The sequence below is a fragment of the Pseudomonas sp. ADAK2 TE3594 genome, from assembly GCF_053628675.1.
Genome location: NZ_JBRJGV010000001.1, coordinates 4,078,973 through 4,101,717, shown reverse-complemented (window position 1 = coordinate 4,101,717; position 22,745 = coordinate 4,078,973). Strand labels below are relative to the sequence as shown.

Here is a 22,745-nt window from a genome sequence, read left to right as displayed (position 1 = left end):
CATCGGCTCGACTGCTTTTGATAGCGGGCCTAGAATGAGCGCTTACTTCGATGGGTCTTGTCGTCATGCCTCCTGAATGTCAGCTGTTCGGTACCGTTGGTTGCCATCTCTGTGAAGTCGCCGAAGCCATGCTGATGGAGTTTGTCGAGCGTGGTCTGTTGGTGGAACTGGTGGATATCGCTGACGATGAAACCTGGTTCGAAGCTTACAGTCTGCGTATTCCGGTGTTGCGACGGGTCGATACCGGCGCTGAGTTGGGCTGGCCGTTTGGTGCCGATGAAGTGGTGGCGTTCCTGCGCGAACCCTGATGCTGCTTGCGATGTGCCCCACCTGTCGCGATCCTCGTGTCATCCATTGGCCAAAGACAGGTTATTCGGTTACTGTATGTGCATACAGTTATTCCGATTGCCTGCCATGCTTTTCCCGGTTTCGGGTTTGGCAGCCGATCCCGGACGTCAGAGGGATGAACCTTGGTCAATGTCGAGCAATTGAAGAACAGCGTGAACCGGATGTCGGCGGACGTGGTGCGCGAGGCCGTCGTCGAATTGCGTTTGGATGGCCTGGTCACGGAAGGAAAAACGCCCTTCAACAAATTGCATTTCAATACCTGTTTCGCCGAAATCGAAGCCTTGTTCCAGCGTGCGGGCTATCACCGGCAGCTGGATGTCGTGGGCTATCAGGGTTTGTTGTATGCGCTTTATGATCCGGGGCGCTGGGAAGCGGTCGATGTGCTGCGCTGGCTCAAGGAGTTCACCGAAGCGGCCGCTCGAACACAGTCGATACCGGCCTGAGGATTCTCTTCTAGGTTCGTTCCGGCCACTGTTGGATAATGCCGCCCTGCATTGAGGGGTTAGAGCTTTTCGTATGTCCACTTCATCTTTTTCTGCTGCACATAACCAGGCCAGCACGCTCTATCTGCCGCCGGGGCCGTGGCAGACCGTGCTCGATTGCCTGTGCGAACACTTCAGCGCCATCAGTCGTGAACAATGGCTGGACAGAATTGCTCGCGGTCGTGTCCTCGATGGGCACGGCCTGCCGATTGCCCTGGACCTGCCTTACAAGGAAGGTCTGCGGATTCATTACTTCCGTGAGGTGCCGGACGAAAAATCGATCCCGGTAGTGGAGTCGATCCTCTATGCCGACGAGCATCTGGTGGTGGCGGACAAGCCGCACTTTCTGCCTGTGACTCCGGCGGGTGAATACGTGGAGCAGACATTGCTGCGACGGCTGATCCGTCGACTGGATAACCCGCATCTGGTGCCATTGCATCGCATCGACCGGCATACGGCGGGGCTGGTGCTGTTTTCAGCCAACCCTCAGAGTCGGTCGGCGTATCAGTCATTGTTTCCTACACGCCAGATCGAAAAGCGCTATGAAGCAATCGCCCGGGCATTGCCTGAACACTCCTTCCCGCTGGTCCATAAAAGTCGACTTATCGATGGCGAGCCGTTTTTTCGCATGCAAGAAGGTCCGGGCATCAGCAATACCGAGACGGCTGTCGAGGTCAGGGAAAAAAACGGTGAACTCTGGCGTTATGCGCTGTACCCGGTGACGGGTAAGAAACATCAGTTGCGAGTTCACATGACGGCCCTGGGGGCCAGCATCTGCAATGATCCGTTCTATCCGCAGGTGCTCAAGGACGTAGAAGATGACTATGCCAACCCCTTGAAGCTGTTGGCTCAGGGGTTGCGATTTGTCGATCCGGTCACGGGGCAGGACAGAGAATTCGAAAGCACTATCACCTTGCAGTGGTGATCACAGGGCTAACGACTCTGCTTTTCTTAAGCCACGAAAAAGCCCGCTTTTAAAGCGGGCTTTTCTGTATCTGGTGTCGCCGCAAAGATTACAGCTCTTTAACGGTGCGAACCTGATCCTTGTTGACGCGGGTGTGTTTTCCATCCAGTTGTTCGAACTCGTAAAAGCCCGATTCTTCATCGTACTTAGGCGCGTCGACGGCCTGGATTTCTCGACCGTCATTCAAGGTGATCACTGTAGGCGATGCGCAACCGGCGAGGGTCGCAAGGCCCAGTGCGAGCATGAAAGTGGCGAGGGTCCGTTGGGTCATGGGTGTGTCTCCGAATGGAAATTCTTTTGATTGCCGAGCTTGAGACGTATACAACGCGCGCAAGTTCCTTCGCGTGTCAGTCTGACACAGTGTGGTGTGTGCTTAACAGTTCCGGCGTATTGAGATTGGCCAGGCGAGCGTCGTTATCCGGGCATTGCAGGGCCGTGGCGCCCAGTTTGCGCATAAGGCGGCCCGGGCTGCGCTCACCTTCGTTCCAGGCCGTCTCGAAAGCCGCTGAAAGGGCGACAGGAATCATGCACAGCAAGGGTTCCCAGTGTTCGCCGTGGCGCAGCATCAGCGGCTTGTCCGGATGCTGCCCGGCAGTTTCACGCATGTTCTGGAGCAGCGCGGCATCGATGCGTGGCACATCGCAAGGCAGCACAAGTAAGTAGGCATGACGGGCCGCCTTCATGCCTGCGCGAATACCCGCCAATGGCCCCGGAAAGTCGCCTTCGTCGTCATGGACCAACTGATCCGCATAAGGCGCATATTTTTCCAGGTTTCTGTTGCAGGAGATGATCAGGTCATCACTCAGTGGGCGCGTCTTACGGTGCAGGTGCGCGATCAGTGGCTCGCCGTGCCAATCCAGCAAACCCTTGTCTTGACCCCCCATGCGTTGGCCGCGACCGCCGGCCAGGAGCAGAATGGAGCAAGGCGCCAGAGGTGTATTCGAGGTCATCGCACTTCTCCATGGGGGCGGCGAAAAAATGAGGCGCTGTGATATAACACCGGGCTGTTTCTCCTACAACTGGACGAGCCTATGAAAGCCAAGGCTGATGTACCTTTCGCACCGCTCAACATCGCGGTGCTGACTGTCAGCGATACCCGTACCCTGGAAACCGATACCTCAGGCCAGGTCTTCGTTGACCGTTTAAGCGCTGCCGGTCATAACTTGGCGGCCCGTGTACTGCTTAAAGATGACCTCTACAAAATTCGCGCGCAAGTCGCCAACTGGATTGCCGATGAGGTCGTGCAAGTGGTGCTGATCACCGGCGGTACCGGGTTCACCGGTCGCGACAGCACGCCCGAAGCCGTGAGTTGCCTGCTGGATAAACAGGTTGATGGTTTTGGTGAGTTGTTCCGGCAGATATCGGTAGCGGATATCGGCACCTCGACAGTGCAGTCCCGGGCCTTGGCCGGTCTGGCCAATGGCACGCTGGTGTGCTGTTTGCCGGGCTCGACCAATGCGGTGCGCACTGGTTGGGACGGCATTCTTGCCGAGCAACTGGATTCGCGTCACCGTCCGTGCAATTTCGTGGCCCACCTGAAACAGGCGGCACCCTGTGAATCGCGCGGGTAAGCCAGGCAAGACTGGCAGTCTGATGGCTGTCGAAGTGGCACTGGCGCGTTTACTGGAAATGGCCGACGCCACGAAGATTCGTGAGCACGAACGCTTGCCGTTGGCGCAGGTTCAGGGGCGTGTACTGGCCACTGACCTGGTCTCGACACTTGATTTGCCGCCTTGGCCCAACAGTGCCATGGACGGTTACGCCTTGCATCTGGCCGACTGGACGGGAGAGCCGTTGGTGGTCAGTCAGAAGATTTTTGCAGGCCAGGACCCGGAGCCCTTGAAGCCGGGTACCTGTGCGCGGATCTTCACCGGCGCGCCTGTGCCCGCAGGTGCCGACTGTGTCGAGATGCAGGAGAACGCCGAGGTTCAGGCGGATGAGCGGGTACGTTTCACCGAGACCATGACCCCGGGACAGAACATCCGTCCACAAGGTCAGGAAGCCAACGTCGGTGAGCTGATCTTGCCCGCCGGAACACGTCTGGGGCCTATCGAGCAGGGGCTGGCGGCATCGCTGGGGTGCGCTGAGCTGGACGTGGTTCGCAAAACTCGTGTTGCGGTCTTGTCTACCGGTGATGAGTTGATTGAGCCCGGTCAGGCCCTTGGGCCGGGACAGATCTACAACAGCAATCGGGTATTGCTCTGCAGCTGGTTGCAGCGCTTGGGTTGTGAGGTGATCGATGCCGGCATTCTTCCCGATGATTTAGCGACCACTCGTGCCCGCCTTGGTGAGCTAAAGGATGTCGACTTGATTCTCTCGACCGGTGGCGTATCGGTGGGAGAGGCTGACTTCCTGGGCATTGCCTTGCGGGAAGAGGGCGAATTGACTCTGTGGAAGCTTGCCATCAAACCAGGCAAACCACTGACGTTCGGGCATTTTCGCGGTGTGCCTGTGATTGGTTTACCCGGCAATCCGGCATCGACCCTGGTGACTTTTGCTCTGTTGGCAAGGCCCTACCTCTTACGCCGCCAAGGCGTAAAAGAGGTTGAGCCCCTGAAGTTTCAGGTGCCGGCAGGGTTTGTCTGGCCAAAGGCTGGTAACCGACGTGAGTACTTGCGCGGACGTCTGGAGAATGGCCGGGCAATCATCTACAGGAATCAGAGCTCTGGCGTACTGCGCAGTGCTGCCTGGGCTGACGGTCTGGTTGAAGTGCTGGAAGACCGTACGCTGATCGAGGGTGATTGTGTGAGCTTCATCCCGCTGAGTGAAGTCTTGAGCTGATACAGGCGCTGGTTTTGTCACGCAAGCCCGGTTGATCGCATTGGGCTTGCGTGCATGACCATTCCTTAATGTGCCAGAAGTGTCACGACCTGGTCGAAGCGGCTGTTGGCGATCCAGGTCAGAAGTCCCAGGATCACGGCTGTTCCGCCAGCTGAATAGGCAAGTCTGTGTTTGATGGATTTGACGTCACCCCGGACTTCATCCATGTCTCTTCGGATGTATTTGAGGTGTGTCTCCAGTTCAATGACGCGAGGTTCCATATCAACTTCTCCGGCGGGCTTTGCGCTGTTTTTGAGTTCAGCCTGATGATTGGCGCGATTTTCTGCGAACGGCGCGACCGGAGTTACCGGTAGTCTGAGGTCATGGCTTTGCATGGAGTAACTGGCTCCTTGCGTTAAAACCATTCAAGTGGTCGATGCCGTTATTGCTTGCGCTTTTTGAGGCCCTTAAGGGGGTTCCATTCATTGTTTTTCACGTCCCTGTGTAAATTAACGGGTGATGACTGATAACCGAGACACAACGGTGTACCAATTGCCCTGTTGGGTCAATTGAGCCGATTCCTCACGTTTTGTAAGAAAAAATACCACTCTGTAGGACTCACCTTTCCTTTCCCTGGAAATAATTCAAATTCCTGCGACTTTTATGAGGCGCTGCGAGGTCAACATATCCCATGGAATTGCGGATATGGGAGTGGCAAAAATGAGCGAGCGCAAGGCACTGTTGATTCTGCATGGCAAGCAGGCACTCAATGAGGAGGTCCGTGCAGCCGTCGAAGGCAAGCGCCAGCAGGGCTGGAAACTGGCCGTTCGACTGACCTGGGAGGCCGGGGATGCGCAGCGGTTGGTGGAAGAAGCGCTGAAGGCAGGCTATACGCAACTGATTGCCGGCGGCGGCGACGGTACCTTGCGTGATATTGCCGAAGCCATGGCGGCGCATTCTACGCAGGCCAGTCTGGTACTTTTGCCCTTGGGCACCGCCAACGATTTTGCTCGCGCTGCCGGTGTGCCTCTGGAGCCCGCTCAGGCGTTGGATCTTCTGGAGGTTGCCCCGCGAACCATTGATCTGGGAGAAGTCGGCGGTCAGGTTTTCCTGAACATGGCCACCGGCGGCTTTGGCAGTCAGGTCACGGCCAATACCTCCGAGGATCTGAAAAAAATTCTTGGAGGCGCCGCTTATCTCTTCACGGGTTTATCGCGCTTCAGTGAGTTGCATGCGGCCTATGGCGAGTTGCAGGGGCCGGATTTTCACTGGAGCGGCGAATTGCTGGCATTGGGCATTGGCAATGGTCGACAGGCTGGCGGTGGACATGTGTTGTGCCCGCAGGCGCTGGCTGACGATGGTCTGCTGGATATCAGCATTTTGCCCGCGCCACAGGAAGTGGTCGGTACCTTGAAAGATTTGCTGGCCGATGGCTTTGGCATCGACAACATGTTTGTGCGAGCTCGCTTGCCGTGGGTCGAGATCAAAGCCTCGGAGGGCCTTTATATCAACCTTGATGGTGAACCTCTGGAGGGCGATAGTCTGCGATTCTCGGCGCGCCCGGCGGCATTGCGGGTGCATTTGCCCGAGGGCTCGCCGCTGCTGAGCGTCTCGTAACCAGCTAATCGTCCAGACTGATAATTTGCTCGCGCACGGCGAACAGCACCAGGCCGGCCACATCGTAGATCTGCAAGCGTTTCATGATCTGCGAGCGGTGGGTTTCGACAGTCTTGATGCTCAGACCCAGGCCATTGGCGATTTCCCGGGTGGATTTGCCGCGAACAATCAGTCGCAGGATTTCCAGCTGACGTGCCGTCAGATTGTGCGAGTCCTGGGTTTGCGTCTGATTTTTCTGGGTTCGGGTCAGCGCCTGGTTGATGACGGTATGGGCAATGGCCGGGCTCAGGTAGCGTTCGTTATTGCGCAAGGCATCCAGGGCATGTTCGAGTTCGGTGGCCGTGGTGTCCTTGAGCAGGTAGCCATGAGCCCCTGACTCCAGTGCCTGCATAATGAGCGCCGGGTCGGTGTGCATCGACAGGATGAGCACTTTGCACTGCGGGCGTACTCGTTTGAGTCGTTGCAAGGCTTCAAGGCCACCGGTTTCCTTCATGGAAATATCCAGCAGAATGATGTCCGGGGATAGCTGCTCGACCATCTCGACCAACTGCGAGCCGTCATTGGCCTCCCCGATTACCGCATAGCCGGGAATATCCAGCACCAGGGCGCGCACGCCAGCCCTGATCAGCGAGTGGTCGTCCACCAGAAGTAAGTTACAAGTCAATGCATAACCTTATTCGTACTGGCCCGTTCTAGCGCACGGGGCGCCCAGGGGAAGAGTGCTTCTATTTGAGTGCCTTTGCCTGGTTCGCTGGTCACGGTCAGCGTGCCACCTAACTGATCGATCCGTTCCGACATTCCGGCCATTCCCCGTTGCCCCTCGCGAGCGGGATCTGCCGCAGGTGCGAAACCCAAACCGTCGTCGCTGATCAACAGGGTCAGGCCTTGGGGCAGGCGTTGCAGGCGGACCAACAGGTTACTGGCCTCGGCGTGACGCAGTATATTGGTAATTGCTTCTTGAGTGATTCGAAAAGCTGCCACCGCCATTTCCTCCGGTATACCCGTCAAGCGTTGATGGCATTCCAGGCTCCAGTGCACGGAGGTATTGGCCATCGTCCTGAGTAAATGCGCACGCAGACTGGCTTCCAGCCCGAGACTGGCCAGTTGCCGCGGATTGAGGATGGCCGAGACGTCACGAACCTTGGTCAGGGTTTCGTCTAGCGTATCGCTGAGTATCGAACACTGGCCTTGTAGTTCTTCGGGCAATCGACGTTTGAGCCATTCACTTTGAAGTTTTGCGGCGGTCAGCAATTGACCGATGTCATCATGCAGCTCCCGACTGAGCCGGTGGCGTTCGTTTTCCTGCACTTGCAGCAGACGGTCAGCCAGTTCTTGAGGTTGAAACTTTATCGATTTGCGCGAGAGACAATGCCCCACCCAGACACAGGTCAGCGCCGCACCATTGAGCACCAGCAGACTCACCGGCAGAGGCATGGACAAGCTATAGACCAGCAGGCTGCCAAGCGCCGAGCAGATGCACAGTAAAAGCGTAAACCGGCGCGCGTTTTTTCGGGAAGGTGGCCACAGGGTATTTGACTTGAGGCTGGCGTACATAGCGGATGGAGCCAATGGATGTTCGCTGCGGGCAGACCGGCCGTAAGGACTGACGGGTCTGTGTGTGGAAATCGTTGTGTGAAGTCGGCTTCAATGGCTGCGGTGCAGTGCTCGAAATACAGACTTCAATGTGCTCGTCTGGAGTCACTCTGTCATTAATGAACGTCAATTAATGGTCGGCATAATAACACTTAAGATACCGTTGGTCGCGCTCGGTATATAACTCTATACAGTCAGGAAATATGGTTTTTGGACGATGGTTCCATAATGGAAAAACTGTCGAGTTTTATCGTAGGAATATATCGATTGCCAGGCATTTTGTTTTTATTGGACAGGCACTATCTGAAGTCGAGACAGGGATAACTATTTGTTTCGCGCTGTCGTGGAATGGTCAGAAATATTCAATTGCGACATGAACGCACCAAGTTACATGGCCGCGTCATGACCATAAAAAGCGCAACACGGCCAGAGGCAAGGTGATTTCAGGCTTGCCGTTCCGCGAACGAAACGAGCCTGAACGGTCTGGAGTGGCTGGGCGGTTGAAACTGACTATGTCCCACTTGAAACGCAAACGCTTCAATCAGTGAGGTCTGTTCACTGTCATCGAGACTGAGCTGGCCAGTAGTCTGATCGATGAGTTCGAGTTGCCAGGCCATTAATGTGAAGCAGTCCTTGAGCGCGTCCAGGGCTTGATCGTGCAGGTCCATGTGGTTCTGCGCGTGGCTCAGCAATCCATGGATATGCAGCGAGAACTCCGAGACCGCCGCCAGGGCCAAGGCATCAGCCTTGCTGGACAGCTTGAGAAGGGTGCTGAGCATGCAATCGATGGCGTCCTTGTCATTGCTGATCAGTTGCAAATGACTCAGGCATTCCTCGGATTTGGCCAAGAGTGTTTCGGCCTCGACGAGAAATTCTGGAAATCGTTGAGCCCACTCTTTGGTGTCGTTCGGCATGCTTATCTCCACAACGTCATGTCAGATGAGGGAATGTCGTGTGTGCCAACGGGAACCATACGCGTCCCGGCGCTGCCAAGCCTTCGTGAGATCGCGCTCCGGCAGGTTTGAGCGCCGGCTGGGGAACTCGAGAGGGTGGATGGCCACTGACCTGCGATCGCACACAAAAGCCTGACTCCGTTCATGCAATGAGAATGGCGTCACATTAATGGCTATTGGATATTGCGAATATCAGGTTGGGCCTGATTGTTACTAGGGGAATCCCTTACGCAGGGGAACCTAACGTGCAAACCGAGGTCGCGCCGCAGGGAATGAAGCAGATGAAAATCACGGAGCCAGTAAAGCATGATGTTAATGTGACATCAATGTTTGATCGTGGCATTTTGTCTGGGGGTCAAGGTCCGGCAAGAACAGCCGATAACTCCCTTTAGTGAATTCATCAGAACAAGCCCAGGAGTCATTAATGGCCGGCATTCTCGACACGGTAGACCAACGCACGCAACTAGTGGGTGAGAATCGCCTGGAAATTCTCATGTTTCGGCTGGCCGGACGGCAATTGTTTGCGATCAACGTCTTCAAGGTCCAGGAAGTGCTGCAGCTGCCGAAGCTGACCCTGATGCCGCAACGTCATCCCTTTGTCTGCGGCGTGGTCAACCTGCGTGGCCAGACGCTGCCGGTAATCGACCTGTCCCAAGCCATCGGCATGCGTCCGCTGGTGCCAAGCCCCACCAGTACCATCATCGTCACCGAATACAACCGTTCGGTGCAGGCGTTCCTGGTGGGTGGCGTGGACCGCATCGTCAACATGAATTGGGAAGCCATTTTGCCGCCGCCGACCAGCGCTGGTCGCCAGCATTACCTGACCGCCATCAGCAAGGTCGATGATCAGTTGGTGGAAATCATCGACGTCGAAAAAGTCCTGGCCGAAATCGTTCCGTACAACGCCAAGGTATCGCGCGAAAAACTCGACGATCCGGTTCTGGAACTTGCCCGTGGTCGTGAAGTGCTGTTGGTGGATGACTCGAACGTGGCCCTGTCGCAATTGCGCGACACCTTGGGTCAGTTGGGCGTGAAGATGCACATCGCCAGCGACGGCTTGAAGGCGCTGAACATGCTCAAGGCCTGGGCCGATACGGGCGAAGTCATGACTGACAAGCTGCTGATGATCTTCACCGATGCGGAAATGCCGGAAATGGACGGCTATCGACTTACCACCGAAATACGTAACGACCCCCGTTTGCGCGGCCTTTATGTGGTCTTGCACACCTCGCTGTCGGGCAGCTTCAACGACTCGATGGTCAAGAAGGTCGGCTGCGACAACTTCCTCTCCAAGTTCCAGCCCGACAAACTCGTCGACGTGGTGCGCCAGCGCCTGATGCTCGACGCAGTGCCTGCCTGATAACGATCTGGAAACGCGCGGTGGCAGTGGTTGGGGCCGCTGCGTAGCTAACGGGGGCAAGCTCCGATGCCGGTAAGTCAAGAATTTTGAGCGACGAAAGTCCTGTGGGAGCGAGGCTTGCCCGCGAAGAATGCGCCGCGGTTTTTCAGGTATTACGCGTCATCGTTCTTCGCGGGCAAGCCTCGCGCCTACAGATTCTGCGCAAGCCCCCCGCCACGGGGCTTTGATTCGGCAAACAAGCTCGTATAGGGTGACGTTTTTACCTACCAGGGAGCTGGCCATGCTGCGTCTGAGCGCGCTTTATCGTTATCCGTTGAAATCCGGCAAGGGCGAGACCCTCAATCAGGTCAGCCTGGACAAGCTGGGACTGGACGGTGATCGACGCTGGATGCTGGTGGACGAGGCCAGCGGGCGCTTTCTGACCCAGCGCGCGGTCGCGAAAATGAGTCAGTTGTCAGCGTTATGGAATGCCGACGGCGGCTTGACCCTCAGTGCCCCGGACCATTCACCGATCGATATTGCATTGCCTGACGCTGAGGCCGATCTGCGTGGGGTGACCATCTGGCGCGACACTTTGCGCGTTCCCGATGCCGGCGATGCGGCGGGTGCCTGGGTCAGTGAGTTCATCGGCAAACCGACGCGTCTGGTGCAAGTGCCGCTTGATCGCGCGCGGACCACCCAGGCCGGTTATGGCAAGGACGATGATCAGGTGGCTTTTGCCGATGGCTTTCCGTTGTTGCTGATCGGTCAGGCGTCGCTGGAAGACTTGTCGAGCAAGGTCGGGCGGCCGCTGGAGATGTTGCGTTTCAGGCCCAATCTGGTGATTGAGGGCAGCGAGGCATATGCCGAAGATAGCTGGAAGCGCATCCGCATTGGTGAGGTCGAGTTTCGCGTGGTCAAGTCCTGTTCACGCTGCATTTTGACCACCATCGACCCGCAGACCGGCGAACGCAGCGAAGATCGTGAACCGCTGGCGACCTTGCAGAAATACCGCACCGAGACCGACGGTGCGATGTTCGGACAGAACCTGGTCAACGACGGCAATGGCCGGCTTGAAGTCGGCATGCCCGTGACGATTCTCGAATAAAAGCCCTTCAAAATGAAAAAATGCCCGTGTCCAAGGACACGGGCATTTTTTTGTCGCTGTGAAAGCCAGGGGGTTTTAGCCGCGGTATTCGCACAGGTAAGCGGTGTCGACAGCCACTTTCAGCTGGAATTTGCTGTTGGCGGGCACGTTGAACTGGCTGCCGGCGGCAAAGGTTTCCCAGGTGTCGCTGTCGGGCAATTTGACGGTCAGGGCGCCGGACACCACATGCATGATTTCACGCTGGCTGGTGCCGAATTCGTATTCGCCCGGTGCCATGACGCCGATGGTCGCTGGACCTTCAGCGGTGCCAAAGGCGATCGACTTGACGGTGCCGTCGAAGTACTCGTTGACTTTAAACATGGGCGGTTCCTCGAAAAGGGCTAAAAAGGGCCGGCCAGTATGCACAAGGTGTCGATAGGCGTCACCTCCTGCACTCAAGGATTAGCGGGGAAAACCAGCGGTAACAAACGCGCAGTATTGCGCGCGTCTTCCAGCGCCCGATGCTGCTGACCGTTGAACTGCAGGCCCGCCAGTTGCAAGGCTCCATTAAGCCCCAGCGGGCGCTCCAGCCGACGAGCCTTGGCAAAACGTTGCTTGAGGTTCATGTGCGGCACCCGGCTCAGGGCGCTGTCGAGTTGCAGGCGCTGCCAGTCTTGAAGCAGTTGTTTACGGTCGTAATCGCCCCAACTGGCCCAGCCTTCCAGGCGCTCGAGATGTTGGCCGAGCCAGCGTTCGAACAACGGCCAGATGTCGGTGAGCGGCTGTGCGGCATCGATATTGGCCTGGGTGATGTGGGTCAGTTCCCGGCAAAACGGCGTCAGCAAGGGCCGGCGCAACGGGCGCACGAAGCACTGGAAGTGATCCAGTTCCTGGCCCTTGCGGTCCACGAGGGTGGCACCGATTTCGATGATTTCCATTTCCGTTACTGGCCAGCCACCCTCATCGGTGGTGGCTTCCAGATCAATGACCAGCCAGTGGGGCATCGCAGGGTTCCTGGTATCCGCGTCCTGATAGGGCTTGAGCGTAGCCAAACCCGGCGGATCCGCCTAGCGGCTTATTCGACCTCTAACAAAATCTGACGATTTTTCACCTGATCGCCTACCTTGATCTGCAACCGTGTGAGGACTCCGTCGATACCCGATTTGAGTGGATGCTCCATTTTCATTGCTTCAAGCACCACCAGTAGCTGACCTTTGCTGACCGGGCTGCCCTCACTGACCAGTACATCGACGATCGCCCCGTCCATCGGCGCCTTGAGCGTGCCGGAACTGACGCTGGCCTGGCTGCTGACCAGCGCCTGGGTCCGATCGACCAGCCGCAGGCTGCCGGGGCGCGTGAACAACCACAGTTGCCCGGCCTCGAGGCGGTAGGCATGGCGTTGGCGGATGCCGTCGATTTCCAGGGTAACCCAGCGTCCGTCGCATCCGATGATCTTCAGTTCGAGGGCACGAGCGCCGATCTGAGCACGGTAGGGTTTGCCAGGTTCAGCGTTCAATTCTACTGGCCAATCCTGATCCTCCAGGCCGATTCGGTAGTGCAAAGGCACGCTGGCGTTGTTGCGCCAACCGGCCAGCGGGGCGCGGTGAGCCTGCGCTGAAGCTTGATAAAACAGCGTTGCGGCGATGGCCAGTTCTTCGCTGCTCGGCGGGTAGGGATGCAGGCAAGGATGATCGGCGAAGTACGTGGGGATGAACCCGGTGCTGAACTCGCCACTGATGAACTGCGGATGTTCCAGCAGACAGGCGAGCAAGCGCTGATTGCTTTGCACGCCCAGCAACACGCTGTCCTGCACCGCCCGCAGCAACTTGCGCCGGGCTTCTTCGCGGGTGGCACCGTGGGCGATGAGCTTGCCCAGCATCGGGTCATAAAACGGACTGACAGACTGGCCTTCGATCAGGCCATGGTCGATCCGCACGCTGCCCTGCAACGCAGCCTCCCAGGCTGCGATTCGCCCGGTTTGCGGCAGAAATCCCTGGGCTGGATCTTCGGCGTACAGGCGCACTTCCATGGCATGGCCGTTGAGCTGCACCTGCTCCTGTCGCAACGGCAGTGGCAATCCTTCGGCGACATGTAACTGCCAGGCCACCAGATCGAGGCCGGTGATCAGCTCTGTCACTGGATGTTCCACTTGCAGCCGGGTGTTCATCTCCAGAAAGTAAAACTGCCCGCGAGCATCCAGCAGGAATTCCACAGTGCCAGCGCCGACATAATTCACCGTGCACCCCGCCTTGAGCGCCGCTTCGCCCATGGCTTGGCGCAACTCGGCGGTCATTACCGGGCAGGGCGCTTCTTCGATAATTTTCTGGTGGCGGCGCTGGATCGAACAATCGCGCTCGCCAAGGTAGATCAGGTTGCCGTGCTGATCGCCGAACACCTGTACTTCGACATGACGCGGGTCGATCAAGGCTTGCTCGAGGATCAGTTCGTCGCTGCCAAACCCATGCCGCGCCTCGGAGCGTGCGGTGCGAATCTGCTCCAGCAACTCTCCAGCGCTGTGCACCAGGCGCATGCCGCGACCGCCGCCGCCGGCACTGGCCTTGATCATCAGCGGGTAGCCGATGCGTTCGGCTTCGCGACTCAGCGTCGCGTCGTCCTGTTCGCTGCCCTGATAGCCTTTGATGCAGGGCACGCCCGCTTTGATCATGGCGAGTTTCGACAGACGTTTGCTGCCCATCAGTTCAATGGCCTCGGGGCTGGGGCCGATGAAGATGATGCCGGCCTGTTGGCAGGCGCGGGCGAATTCTGCGTTTTCCGAGAGGAAGCCGTAACCGGGGTGTATCGCATCGGCACCGGTGCGCCGGGCGGCGTCGATGATTGCCGGGATGTCCAGGTAAGACTGCTGCACCGGGGCCGGGCCGATGTTCACGGCTTCGTCGGCCATCTGCACATGCAATGCGTCGGCGTCGGCATCGCTGAACACGGCGACGGTGCGGTAGCCAAGCTCTTGCGCGGTGCGCTGGATGCGGCAGGCGATTTCACCGCGGTTGGCGATCAGGATTTTGCTGAAGGCGGGCATGGGTTGTTCCCTTGGTTTTTGCGGTGAATGTGAGGGCCTCTTCGCGGGCAAGCCTCGCTCCTACGGACTGCGTGATATCCCTGTAAGAGCGAGGCTTGCCCGCGAAGCTCTTAAATTGCCCAACCCGGTTTTCGCTTTTGCACAAAGGCCATGGTCCCCTCGACCCCTTCATCCCCGGTCACTGCTTCACTGAACCATTCGGCGGCCTGATCCAGCAGGCCATCCGAGAGTTGCCCGGCACTTGCCAGCAAGAGTTTTTTGGTCGCCGCATTCGCCCCCGGTGCGCAACACAACACATGGGCCAGCACCTCATCGAGGCGCTCGGCCAAGGCTTGCGGGTCATGCTCGACAAAATGCACCAGCCCCATGCGCCGCGCCTGGGTGCCATCGAACCGTGCGGCGGTCAGGGCCAGTCGGCGGGCCTGGGTCAGACCAATGCGCTGCACCACGAACGGCGCGATCTGCGCCGGCAACAGGCCGAGGCTGGTTTCCGGCAGGCCGAATTGCGCCTGATGATCGGCCATGGCTATGTCACTGACGCAGGCCAGACCGAAGCCGCCGCCAAGCACCGCGCCTTGCAGCACCGTGATGACTACTTGCGGCGCGTGCTGGGTTTCTTCCAGCAGGGCGCCGAACGCACGGTTCAATTCGCGGTAGGCGGTCGCGCCTTGAGCGCGGGCATTGGCCATGTCCTTGATGTCGGCACCGGCACAAAAATGCCCGCCGGCACCGCCGATCACCAACGCACGAACCTGCCGGTCATCGCGCACCGCCGCCAGCACCGCGCGCAGCTCGGCGACCATTTGCAAGCTCATGGCGTTGCGACTGTCGGGGCGATTGAGGGTGATGTGCAACACGCCGTTATGCCGTTCGAGCAACAGGGTCTGACAAATGGGGAGGGTGCTCATTTCTTTTTCCCCGGCAGGATGCCCATGAGTTTGCAGATAATCCCCAGCATGATTTCGTCGGCACCGCCGCCGATCGACACCAGCCTCACGTCGCGGTAGGCCCGCGCCACCGGGTTGTCCCACATGAAGCCCATGCCGCCCCAATATTGCAGGCAACTGTCGCTGACTTCCCGCCCCAGTCGTCCGGCCTTGAGTTTGGCCATGGACGCCAGACGGGTGACGTCCTGGCCTTTGATGTATTGCTCGGTGGCCTGATAGACCAGCGCCCGCAGGCATTCGATTTCGGTTTGCAGTTCGGCCAGGCGGAAATGGATGACTTGGTTGTCGATCAGCGCATTGCCAAAGGTTTTGCGCTCCTTGCAGTACTCGATGGTGCTGTCGACGCAGTACTCCAGGCCTTTGATCATGTTCGCGGCGCCGAACAATCGTTCTTCCTGGAACTGCAGCATCTGCATCATGAACCCCGCGCCTTCGTGGCCGATGCGGTTGCGTTGCGGCACGCGCACGTTGTCGAAAAACACCTGGGCGGTTTCCGAGCTGCGCATGCCGAGCTTGTCCAGGTGCGAGCTGAGGCTAATGCCGGGGCTGTTCATCGGCACCATGATCAGTGACTTGTTGATGTGTGGCTTGTCATCCGAGGTGTTGGCCAGCAGGCAGATGAAGTCGGCGCTCGGCGAGTTGGTGATCCACATCTTGCTGCCGTTGATCACGTAGTCGTCGCAGTCCTTGCGGGCGCTGGTTTTCAAACCTGCTACATCGGAGCCGGCACCGACTTCGGAGACGCCGATACAGCCGACCTGTTCACCGGTGATCGCCGGTCGCAGGAACTCTTCGCGCAGTTCATCGGAGCCGAAACGCGCCAGGGCCGGGGTGCACATGTCGGTCTGCACGCCGATGGACATCGGAATACCGCCGCAATGAATGGTGCCAAACTCTTCGGCGGCGACAATCGAATAGCTGTAATCGAGCCCCATACCGCCGAACTTTTCCGGTTTGGAAATCCCCAGCAGACCGAGGTCGCCCGCCTTGCGGAAGATCTCATGGATCGGAAAGCGCCCGGCCTTTTCCCATTCCTCGACATGAGGATTGATCTCGTGATCGACGAATTGGCGGACGGTGCGGCGCAGTGCTTCGTGTTCCTGGGTGAAGATCATTTTTTATTGTTCTCCTGTGATCGTTCCCACTCTGCGTGGGAATGCAGCCTTAGACGCTCCGCGTCATCAAAAACGGGCTACGCCGAAACTGTTGGATTGCAGCGAACGAACCTCGGCCTCATGGCAGATATCCAGCAAGTACCCGAGCAACGTGCGGGTGTCCCGCGGATCGATCAGCCCGTCGTCCCACAGATTGGCGCTGCCATACAGTGCGGTGGACTGGCTGTCGAGTTTCTGCGCGGTGGCCTGCTCCAGCATGTCGAGCATTTTCGGATCGGGCACCAACCCGTCCTTCAGCTGTTTGGCTTCGGTGACGATCCGCAGCACTTTGCCGGCCTGGGCGCCGCCCATCACCGCGGTGCGGCTGTTGGGCCAGGCGAAGATGAAACGCGGGTCGAGGCCTCGGCCGCACATCGCGTAGTTGCCAGCGCCGTAGGAACCGCCAACGACGATCGTCAGTTTGGGCACTCGGGCATTGGCCACCGCTTGAATCATTTTCGCGCCGTGCTTGATCACCCCTTGTTGTTCCGACTCGGTGCCGACCATGAAGCCGGTGGTGTTGTGGAAAAACAGCAGGGGCGTCTGGCTCTGGTCGCAGAGCTGAATGAACTGTGCAGCCTTGCTCGCACCTTTGGGTGTAATCGGCCCGTTGTTGCCGATGAACCCACAGGCTCGACCCTGAAGCTGCAAATGCCCGCAGATTGTTTGCGAGTCGAACTCGCCCTTGAATTCGAGGAAGTTCGAAGCGTCGGCAATCCTTGCGATGATTTCGCGCACGTCGTAGGGTTTTTTCGGGTCATCCGGGATCAGGCCCAGCAGTTCGTCGATGGGGTAGAGCGGCTCTTCCCACTGACGTTCGGGTAACCATGGCAGCTGATCGTTCCACGGCAACAGGCTCATGATCTCGCGCACCTGGCGCATGCCATCGGCATCGTTTTCGGCCAGGTATTCGGCGGTGCCGGCGGTTTGCGCGTGCATCTGGGCGCCGCCCAGTTCTTCATCGGTGGCGACTTCTCCGGTGGCGGCCTTGAGCAGCGGCGGCCCGGCAAGAAACAGCTTGGCCTTGCCGCGCACCACCACCACGTAATCCGACAACCCCGGCTGATAAGCACCGCCCGCCGTGGCCGAGCCATGGACCACGGTGATTTGCGGCAAGCCCATGGCCGACATCCGCGCCTGATTGGCAAAGCTGCGCGCGCCTTCGACGAAAATCTCCGCCGCGTAATTGAGGTTGGCGCCCCCGCTCTCCGCGAGGGTGATCACCGGCAGTTTGTTTTCCATGGCGATCTGTTGCAGGCGCAGGGATTTTTTCAAACCACTGGGGGAAATGGTTCCACCCTTGATCGCGCTGTTGTTCGCCACCACCAATACCCGCGCGCCGGACACGTAGCCGATGCCGGCGATCAAACCGCCGCCGGCCGAGCTGCCGTCCTTGTCGTCGTGCAGCTTGTAGCCGGCCAGGCTCGCCAGTTCGAGGAACGGCGCGCCGGGGTCAAGCAGCAGGTTAAGCCGCTCCCGGGGCAACAGTTGCCCGCGCTTGTCGAACCTGGGCTTGGCTTCGGCGGCCTTGCTCAGCAGGTTCTGTTCGAGCTGGCGGACCTTCTCGATGCCGGCCAGCATGGCCGTGCGGTTACGGGCGAACGGTTCGCTGAACGGATCTATCTGGGACTGGATGACCGGCATGGTTATTCCTTGTCCTTGAGCTCGTCTGGCTTGGAGACGTCTGGTTTGGACGCGTCGGGTCTGAGTACTTCGGGTAAATAGGCGCGGTGAAAGCCGTTGTACGAATGACTGTTCTGCGCCTTGTGCATCGGCCAGGCCCGCCCGCCGAGGCTGGCGGCACCGTCGATGCGCAACGTGCTGCCGCTGACAAACGCGGCTGCCGGGCTGAGCAGGAAAACAATCGCCGCGCTGATTTCCGATTCGGTGCCGATGCGCTTGAGCGGCACGTGTTCGCACAGGGTCGGGATCACGGCCCGGAACGCACCTTCGTAGGTGTCCATGCCGCTTGAGGCGACCCAGCCCGGCGCGACGGCGTTGACCCGCACGCCGGCATAGCCCCATTCAAACGCGGCGGTCTTGGTGAAGTTGTCCATGCCCGAGCGCGCCGCGCCCGAGTGACCCATGCCGGGCATGCCGCCCCACATGTCGGCGAGCATGTTGACGATGGCGCCGCCGTGCTTGCTCATCGACTGATTGAACACCTCACGGGCCATCAGAAAACCGCCCACCAGGTTGGTGCGCAGGATGGTTTCGAACCCTTTCTGATTGATCGACGCCAGGGGCGAGGGGTACTGCCCGCCGGCATTGTTGACCAACCCATGAATCGGCCCGTGTTTACGGATCAGTTCGCTGACCAATTGCGTGACGGCGTCTTCATCGCGGATATCGCAGACCTGCCAACTGGCTTTACCGCCGTCTTCGGTGATTTCAGCGGCGACCTTTTTCAGTTTTTCGACATTACGCCCCACCAGCAGCACCTGCGCGCCGAGGGCTGCGAGCTCGTGGGCGGTGCAACGGCCGATACCGCTGCCGCCACCGGTGACGATGATGTTTTGGCCAGCGAACAGGTCGGGTTTGTAAATCGAGTCATAAGCCATGGCGACGGTCCTCTTAGGGGGCGTTCTCAATTAGTTTCCCTGCCGCGTTGTCGCCTTAAAGCGGGCCAGGCAAGGCGCAGGCCGCTGGGAATGGTAGCTCCCTTTCCAAGGCCTGCAACGCAGCCTGGCCCGCTTTAAGGCACAACCCGAAGGGCCGGGCCTGCTGTTGTGCAGGGCTGTGTTGCTCGAAGCTTGTTTGGAATGACCAAACTACGCTTCTCGCGCCTTGCCCTGCACAACAGCAGACCCGGCGCGGCGGGGAAACTAATTGAGAACGCCCCCTAGACCTGATCGGCGATGCGCTGCGGCACTGGAATCTGGATCTCCAGCAGTTGTTGGGCGAACGCCTTGCCTTGCGGATCGATCCGCAGGCTGGCCACGCCACCGCCGCCGAGTGCGTTTTCCAGAAGAAAATTAAAGCTCTGAGTGCCGGGTAAATACCAGCGTTCGACACGCCCGTGGATCGGATCGAGGACATGGCTCATCCAGTCGACCATCACCTCAGGTGTCAGCGCTTCGGCGATCCACGGCAGGTAGTCGGGATGGCGGGCCATGACGCCGATGTTGCTGTGATTACCCTTGTCGCCGGAGCGCGCCACGGCGAGTTTGATCAGGGCCACGCTGGCGTCGGCGCGTTCTGTGGGTTGGGGCGGATCGAACGGTAGCGGCAAGTCATCCGGGTCGAGTACATCGAGGGCGGGCAGGGCGCACGAGTGGTGCTCACCGGCGAGGTCGATTTGCAGGGTGCAGGCCGTTTTATCGATCAGGAATGAAAACAGCCGGATCAGCGGGTACACCGTCGGCCGCCCGCCGACGATCCCGGTCAACCCCGGCGCCATGCCGGTGGCGGCCTGGGCGATTTCCCGGGAGAACAGAATCAAGGCCTGTTTGCTTGGGTGGCGCACGGCGAGTTTGATCACCACTTCGCGGCTGTCCTGGCGCTGGCCATGCGGGCCATAAGTGGCTTCGCTGCCCAGCAGTTCGATGTTCACTTCGCTGTAGGGCGCCCAGCCGCGCTGGCTGAAGATTTCCGAGGTCTTGTTGATGATCGCCTGGCTGACCCGTCGGGCCTTGGCCACGGCATCGATCCCGGCGATCAGGCAGCTGGCGGTACAGCGAAAACCGTCCGGATACGTGGCGCTGACCTTGTATTGATCGGTCGGCGGCAAGCCTTTTGCGCCATGCACCTGAACGGCGTTTTTGCCTTGTTGCACAAGTTTGACCTGACTGAAATCGCACACCACGTCAGGCAGCAGATAGGCCTGCGGGTCGCCGATTTCATAAAGCATCTGCTCGCCCACTGTCAGGGGCGTGACCAGACCACCGGAACCGTCGGGTTTGCTGACGATAAACTGGCCGTCGGCGCCGACTTCGACGATCGGAAAACCGATATGTTCGTAATCGGGAACGTCGCGCCAATCGGTGAAATTGCCGCCGGTGCATTGGGCGCCACATTCAATGAGGTGCCCGGCCAATGCAGCCTGGGCGAGTTTGTCGTAGTCGTGCCACGACCAGCCGAACTCATGCACCAGCGCGGCGCTGACCACGGCGCTGTCTACCATGCGCCCGGTAATCACAATGTCGGCGCCCAGACGCAGGGCTTCGACAATGCCCGGAGCGCCGAGGTAGGCGTTGGTCGACACGCACATCGGCGGCAGGGGCGCACCACTGAACATCTCATGGAGGCCAAGGCTGCTCAGGCGTTTGAACTGAGATTGCAAATCGTCACCCGACAGCACGGCGATCTTCAGCGCTACCCCGGCTTTATCGCAGGCCGTTTGCAGGGCCGCGGCGCAAGCCTGTGGATTGACGCCCCCGGCATTGCTGATGACGCGGATCTTCTGTTCCGCGAGCTGGTTGAGGAGGGGACTGAGGACTTCGATGAAGTCGCTGGCATAGCCGGCCCCCGGATCTTTCATCCGCGCCCCGGCCATGATCGACATTGTGATTTCGGCCAGATAATCGAACACCAGATAGTCCAGCCGCCCGCCTTCCACCAGTTGCGCGGCGGCGGTCGAGGTGTCGCCCCAGAATGCGCTGGCGCACCCGATGCGGATTGTTTTAGGCACAGTCAACTCCATAGCCACCTCCGACAGCAGTGCTTCGAGACTACCAAGCAAGCGCTTGGTTTGTAAACGCCTGAACTATCTTCTGCCCAAGCGCTTGCTTGGTCGCCTCCGCCAGCTTAAATTGCCCGCGCAACCCCGCTGTTTTAGCGGGCAGCGGCGCAATTGATTGATCGACTGTAGGAGAGAACGGGTGGACGAGCAAAAAGCCCTGAGGGTGATGCGCGAGTTGGTCGACAGCGGCCAATTGACCGACCCGGACAGCGCCCGCGGCAAACTGCTGCAAGTGGCCGCTCACCTGTTTCGCAACAAGGGTTATGAACGCACCACCGTGCGTGATCTGGCCGGTGCGGTGGGTATTCAGTCAGGCAGTATTTTTCATCACTTCAAAAGCAAGGATGAGATCCTGCGGGCAGTGATGGAGGAAACCATTCGCTACAATACCGCATTGATGCGCGCCGCCCTGGCCGAGGCCGGCAGTGTGCGCGAGAGGGTGTTGGCGCTGATTCGCTGCGAATTACAGTCGATCATGGGCGGCAGCGGCGAGGCCATGGCGGTGCTGGTGTATGAGTGGCGTTCGCTGTCAGCAGAAGGCCAGGCGCAGGTTCTGGCGCTGCGTGATATTTATGAAGACATCTGGTTGCAGGTGCTGGGCGAAGCCAAGGACGCCGGTTTTATCCGTGGCGACGTGTTCATCACTCGCCGTTTCCTGACGGGCGCGTTGTCCTGGACCACCACCTGGTTTCGTGCCGATGGCAGCATGAGCCTTGATCAATTGGCCGATGAGGCACTGATTCTGGTGCTTGAAGAACGGTAATGAGCCGTCTATCTCGGCAAGAAACTGGCTAAGTTGACGAAACCACCTAGTTTGTATGCATTGATGAGTATTTTTTGGGGAGTGTGCTGTTTTGAAGTCTTCGCCAATTCGAATGGCGTCGCGGCTTTTGCTGGCGGCGCTTGCGGTGTGCTGGGTGTTGCCATCTCAGGCCGCGCAACAGGTGCGGGTCGGTGCCGCCCATTTTCCACCCTATACCGTGCGCCCGGAGTCCGGTGCCGACACCGGTCTGCTGCCGCAACTGGTGGAAGCGCTGAATCAGTTGCAAACCGATTATCAGTTTGTGCTGGTACCCACCTCGATTCCTCGACGTTTCAATGACTTCAAGGAAGGCCGGGTCGATATGGCGATTTTCGAAAACCCGGAGTGGGGCTGGAAGGACATTGCGCATACCGACGTCGACATGGGCCTGGAAGATGCAGAAATCTTTGTCGCGCAGAAGCAACCCGGTCGCGATGAGAATTACTTCAAGGACCTGACGGGCAAGCGCCTGGCGCTGTACAGCGGCTATCACTACGAGTTTGCCAATTTCAACGCCGATCCCAAGTATCTGGCCGACACCTACAAGGCCACGCTGACTTATTCCCACGACAGCAACCTGCTGATGGTGCTGCGTGGACGAGCGGACATTGCCTTGGTGACTCGCTCCTATCTGAGCGATTATCTGCTGCGTAACGAGAAAGTCGGCGAGCAATTGCTGGTGTCGCAGCGCATCGATCAGGTCTATCACCATTACGCGCTGATTCGCCCGCAGGCGCCGATTACCGGTGAAGCGTTTGGCAAGTTGCTGCAAGGCCTTCGGAACAACGGCCAGATGCTGAAGATTTTCGACCCCTACAAAATTGCCCTGGTGCCGGTGGGCAAGCACTGACCGATGCAATTTCCGGGTTCAGGGGAGCGGACGACCATTCATCCAGTATTTGTGTTCTGCTGTTCGAATGGTCGAATTGACAGTAGACGCTTCGCCTAACGTGGTCTTAGCTCCTTTTCTGTGTCCGACCC

General features: G+C 58.8%; 24 protein-coding genes. 10 read left to right on the top strand and 14 right to left on the bottom strand.

Annotation, left to right across the window (positions count from 1 at the left end; all coding sequences use genetic code 11):
• The first annotated feature begins 65 nt into the window (after window positions 1–65).
• From AB7M22_RS18090 to AB7M22_RS18080, 3 genes are all read left to right on the top strand, one after another.
• Entirely contained in the window at window positions 66–308 is a 243-nt protein-coding gene (locus AB7M22_RS18090; RefSeq protein ID WP_032835369.1) for a glutaredoxin family protein, read from the top strand.
• A gap of 162 nt (window positions 309–470) precedes the next feature.
• Window positions 471–791 carry a hypothetical protein gene (locus AB7M22_RS18085; protein ID WP_008009365.1) on the top strand — a complete coding sequence of 107 codons (321 nt, stop codon included), beginning with the start codon at window positions 471–473 and terminating at the stop codon, window positions 789–791.
• Between the two features lie 73 nt (window positions 792–864).
• On the top strand, window positions 865–1,755 hold the full coding sequence (locus AB7M22_RS18080) for a pseudouridine synthase (RefSeq protein WP_454187322.1): 891 nt from the start codon (window positions 865–867) through the stop codon (window positions 1,753–1,755).
• A gap of 88 nt (window positions 1,756–1,843) precedes the next feature.
• Here the strand turns inward: AB7M22_RS18080 and AB7M22_RS18075 are convergent, their stop codons facing one another.
• Window positions 1,844–2,065: a YgdI/YgdR family lipoprotein gene (locus AB7M22_RS18075; RefSeq protein WP_008009361.1), complete on the bottom strand. Its 222-nt coding sequence runs from the start codon at window positions 2,063–2,065 to the stop codon at window positions 1,844–1,846.
• A 76-nt stretch (window positions 2,066–2,141) separates the two neighbouring features.
• Entirely contained in the window at window positions 2,142–2,744 is a 603-nt protein-coding gene (mobA, locus tag AB7M22_RS18070; RefSeq protein ID WP_454187321.1) for a molybdenum cofactor guanylyltransferase MobA, read from the bottom strand.
• Window positions 2,745–2,825: 81 nt separating this feature from the next.
• Between mobA and moaB the strand changes: the two genes are divergently transcribed.
• Both moaB and AB7M22_RS18060 read left to right on the top strand, forming a co-directional pair.
• Window positions 2,826–3,365, top strand: a complete 540-nt coding sequence (moaB, locus tag AB7M22_RS18065) for a molybdenum cofactor biosynthesis protein B (protein WP_007895059.1) — start codon at window positions 2,826–2,828, stop codon at window positions 3,363–3,365.
• Window positions 3,349–4,575, top strand: a complete 1,227-nt coding sequence (locus AB7M22_RS18060) for a molybdopterin molybdotransferase MoeA (RefSeq protein ID WP_454187320.1) — start codon at window positions 3,349–3,351, stop codon at window positions 4,573–4,575. The genes moaB and AB7M22_RS18060 overlap by 17 nt, the downstream gene beginning before the upstream one ends.
• Before the next feature lie 65 nt (window positions 4,576–4,640).
• Here AB7M22_RS18060 and AB7M22_RS18055 read toward each other — a convergent pair whose 3' ends face one another.
• Window positions 4,641–4,949: a hypothetical protein gene (locus AB7M22_RS18055; RefSeq protein ID WP_007895062.1), complete on the bottom strand. Its 309-nt coding sequence runs from the start codon at window positions 4,947–4,949 to the stop codon at window positions 4,641–4,643.
• Window positions 4,950–5,274: 325 nt separating this feature from the next.
• On the opposite strand from AB7M22_RS18055, the gene yegS reads away from it, so the two are divergent.
• Window positions 5,275–6,171, top strand: a complete 897-nt coding sequence (gene yegS / locus AB7M22_RS18050) for a lipid kinase YegS (protein ID WP_454187319.1) — start codon at window positions 5,275–5,277, stop codon at window positions 6,169–6,171.
• Between the two features lie 4 nt (window positions 6,172–6,175).
• Here the strand turns inward: yegS and AB7M22_RS18045 are convergent, their stop codons facing one another.
• From AB7M22_RS18045 to AB7M22_RS18035, 3 genes are all read right to left on the bottom strand, one after another.
• Window positions 6,176–6,835, bottom strand: a complete 660-nt coding sequence (locus AB7M22_RS18045; protein WP_007895065.1) for a response regulator — start codon at window positions 6,833–6,835, stop codon at window positions 6,176–6,178.
• Complete coding sequence (locus tag AB7M22_RS18040) at window positions 6,832–7,725, bottom strand: sensor histidine kinase (protein WP_454188832.1); 894 nt, start codon at window positions 7,723–7,725, stop codon at window positions 6,832–6,834. The genes AB7M22_RS18045 and AB7M22_RS18040 overlap by 4 nt, the downstream gene beginning before the upstream one ends.
• A 482-nt stretch (window positions 7,726–8,207) precedes the next feature.
• Entirely contained in the window at window positions 8,208–8,678 is a 471-nt protein-coding gene (locus AB7M22_RS18035) for a hypothetical protein (RefSeq protein ID WP_454187318.1), read from the bottom strand.
• A gap of 463 nt (window positions 8,679–9,141) precedes the next feature.
• Between AB7M22_RS18035 and AB7M22_RS18030 the strand changes: the two genes are divergently transcribed.
• Entirely contained in the window at window positions 9,142–10,077 is a 936-nt protein-coding gene (locus AB7M22_RS18030) for a chemotaxis protein CheV (RefSeq protein ID WP_007895068.1), read from the top strand.
• Window positions 10,078–10,357: 280 nt separating this feature from the next.
• The gene (locus AB7M22_RS18025; RefSeq protein ID WP_454187317.1) at window positions 10,358–11,164 is read left to right on the top strand and encodes an MOSC domain-containing protein; all 807 of its coding nucleotides are present in this window, start codon (window positions 10,358–10,360) and stop codon (window positions 11,162–11,164) included.
• A 75-nt stretch (window positions 11,165–11,239) separates the two neighbouring features.
• On the opposite strand, the gene ppnP is transcribed toward AB7M22_RS18025, so the two are convergent.
• The 8 genes from ppnP to AB7M22_RS17985 form a co-directional block, all read right to left on the bottom strand.
• Window positions 11,240–11,524, bottom strand: coding sequence for a pyrimidine/purine nucleoside phosphorylase (gene ppnP, locus AB7M22_RS18020; protein ID WP_007895072.1), 285 nt, complete (start codon window positions 11,522–11,524; stop codon window positions 11,240–11,242).
• Window positions 11,525–11,598: 74 nt separating this feature from the next.
• Window positions 11,599–12,147: an exonuclease domain-containing protein gene (locus tag AB7M22_RS18015; RefSeq protein ID WP_454187316.1), complete on the bottom strand. Its 549-nt coding sequence runs from the start codon at window positions 12,145–12,147 to the stop codon at window positions 11,599–11,601.
• Window positions 12,148–12,218: 71 nt separating this feature from the next.
• A complete protein-coding gene (locus tag AB7M22_RS18010) occupies window positions 12,219–14,180 on the bottom strand; it encodes an acetyl/propionyl/methylcrotonyl-CoA carboxylase subunit alpha (protein WP_454187315.1) in 1,962 nt (653 codons plus the stop codon).
• A 110-nt stretch (window positions 14,181–14,290) separates the two neighbouring features.
• Window positions 14,291–15,088 carry an enoyl-CoA hydratase/isomerase family protein gene (locus AB7M22_RS18005; RefSeq protein ID WP_008009342.1) on the bottom strand — a complete coding sequence of 266 codons (798 nt, stop codon included), beginning with the start codon at window positions 15,086–15,088 and terminating at the stop codon, window positions 14,291–14,293.
• Window positions 15,085–16,242 carry a citronellyl-CoA dehydrogenase gene (gene atuD, locus AB7M22_RS18000; protein WP_454187314.1) on the bottom strand — a complete coding sequence of 386 codons (1,158 nt, stop codon included), beginning with the start codon at window positions 16,240–16,242 and terminating at the stop codon, window positions 15,085–15,087. Before atuD ends, AB7M22_RS18005 begins: the two co-directional genes overlap by 4 nt.
• A gap of 66 nt (window positions 16,243–16,308) precedes the next feature.
• Window positions 16,309–17,925: a geranyl-CoA carboxylase subunit beta gene (gene atuC, locus AB7M22_RS17995; RefSeq protein ID WP_454187313.1), complete on the bottom strand. Its 1,617-nt coding sequence runs from the start codon at window positions 17,923–17,925 to the stop codon at window positions 16,309–16,311.
• A 2-nt stretch (window positions 17,926–17,927) separates the two neighbouring features.
• Complete coding sequence (locus tag AB7M22_RS17990; RefSeq protein ID WP_008009338.1) at window positions 17,928–18,842, bottom strand: SDR family oxidoreductase; 915 nt, start codon at window positions 18,840–18,842, stop codon at window positions 17,928–17,930.
• 281 nt (window positions 18,843–19,123) lie between these two features.
• Entirely contained in the window at window positions 19,124–20,911 is a 1,788-nt protein-coding gene (locus AB7M22_RS17985) for an acyclic terpene utilization AtuA family protein (protein ID WP_454187312.1), read from the bottom strand.
• Between the two features lie 190 nt (window positions 20,912–21,101).
• On the opposite strand from AB7M22_RS17985, the gene AB7M22_RS17980 reads away from it, so the two are divergent.
• On the top strand, window positions 21,102–21,725 hold the full coding sequence (locus tag AB7M22_RS17980; RefSeq protein WP_454187311.1) for a TetR/AcrR family transcriptional regulator: 624 nt from the start codon (window positions 21,102–21,104) through the stop codon (window positions 21,723–21,725).
• 112 nt (window positions 21,726–21,837) lie between these two features.
• Window positions 21,838–22,614 carry a substrate-binding periplasmic protein gene (locus AB7M22_RS17975; RefSeq protein WP_454188831.1) on the top strand — a complete coding sequence of 259 codons (777 nt, stop codon included), beginning with the start codon at window positions 21,838–21,840 and terminating at the stop codon, window positions 22,612–22,614.
• The last annotated feature ends 131 nt before the right edge of the window (window positions 22,615–22,745 follow it).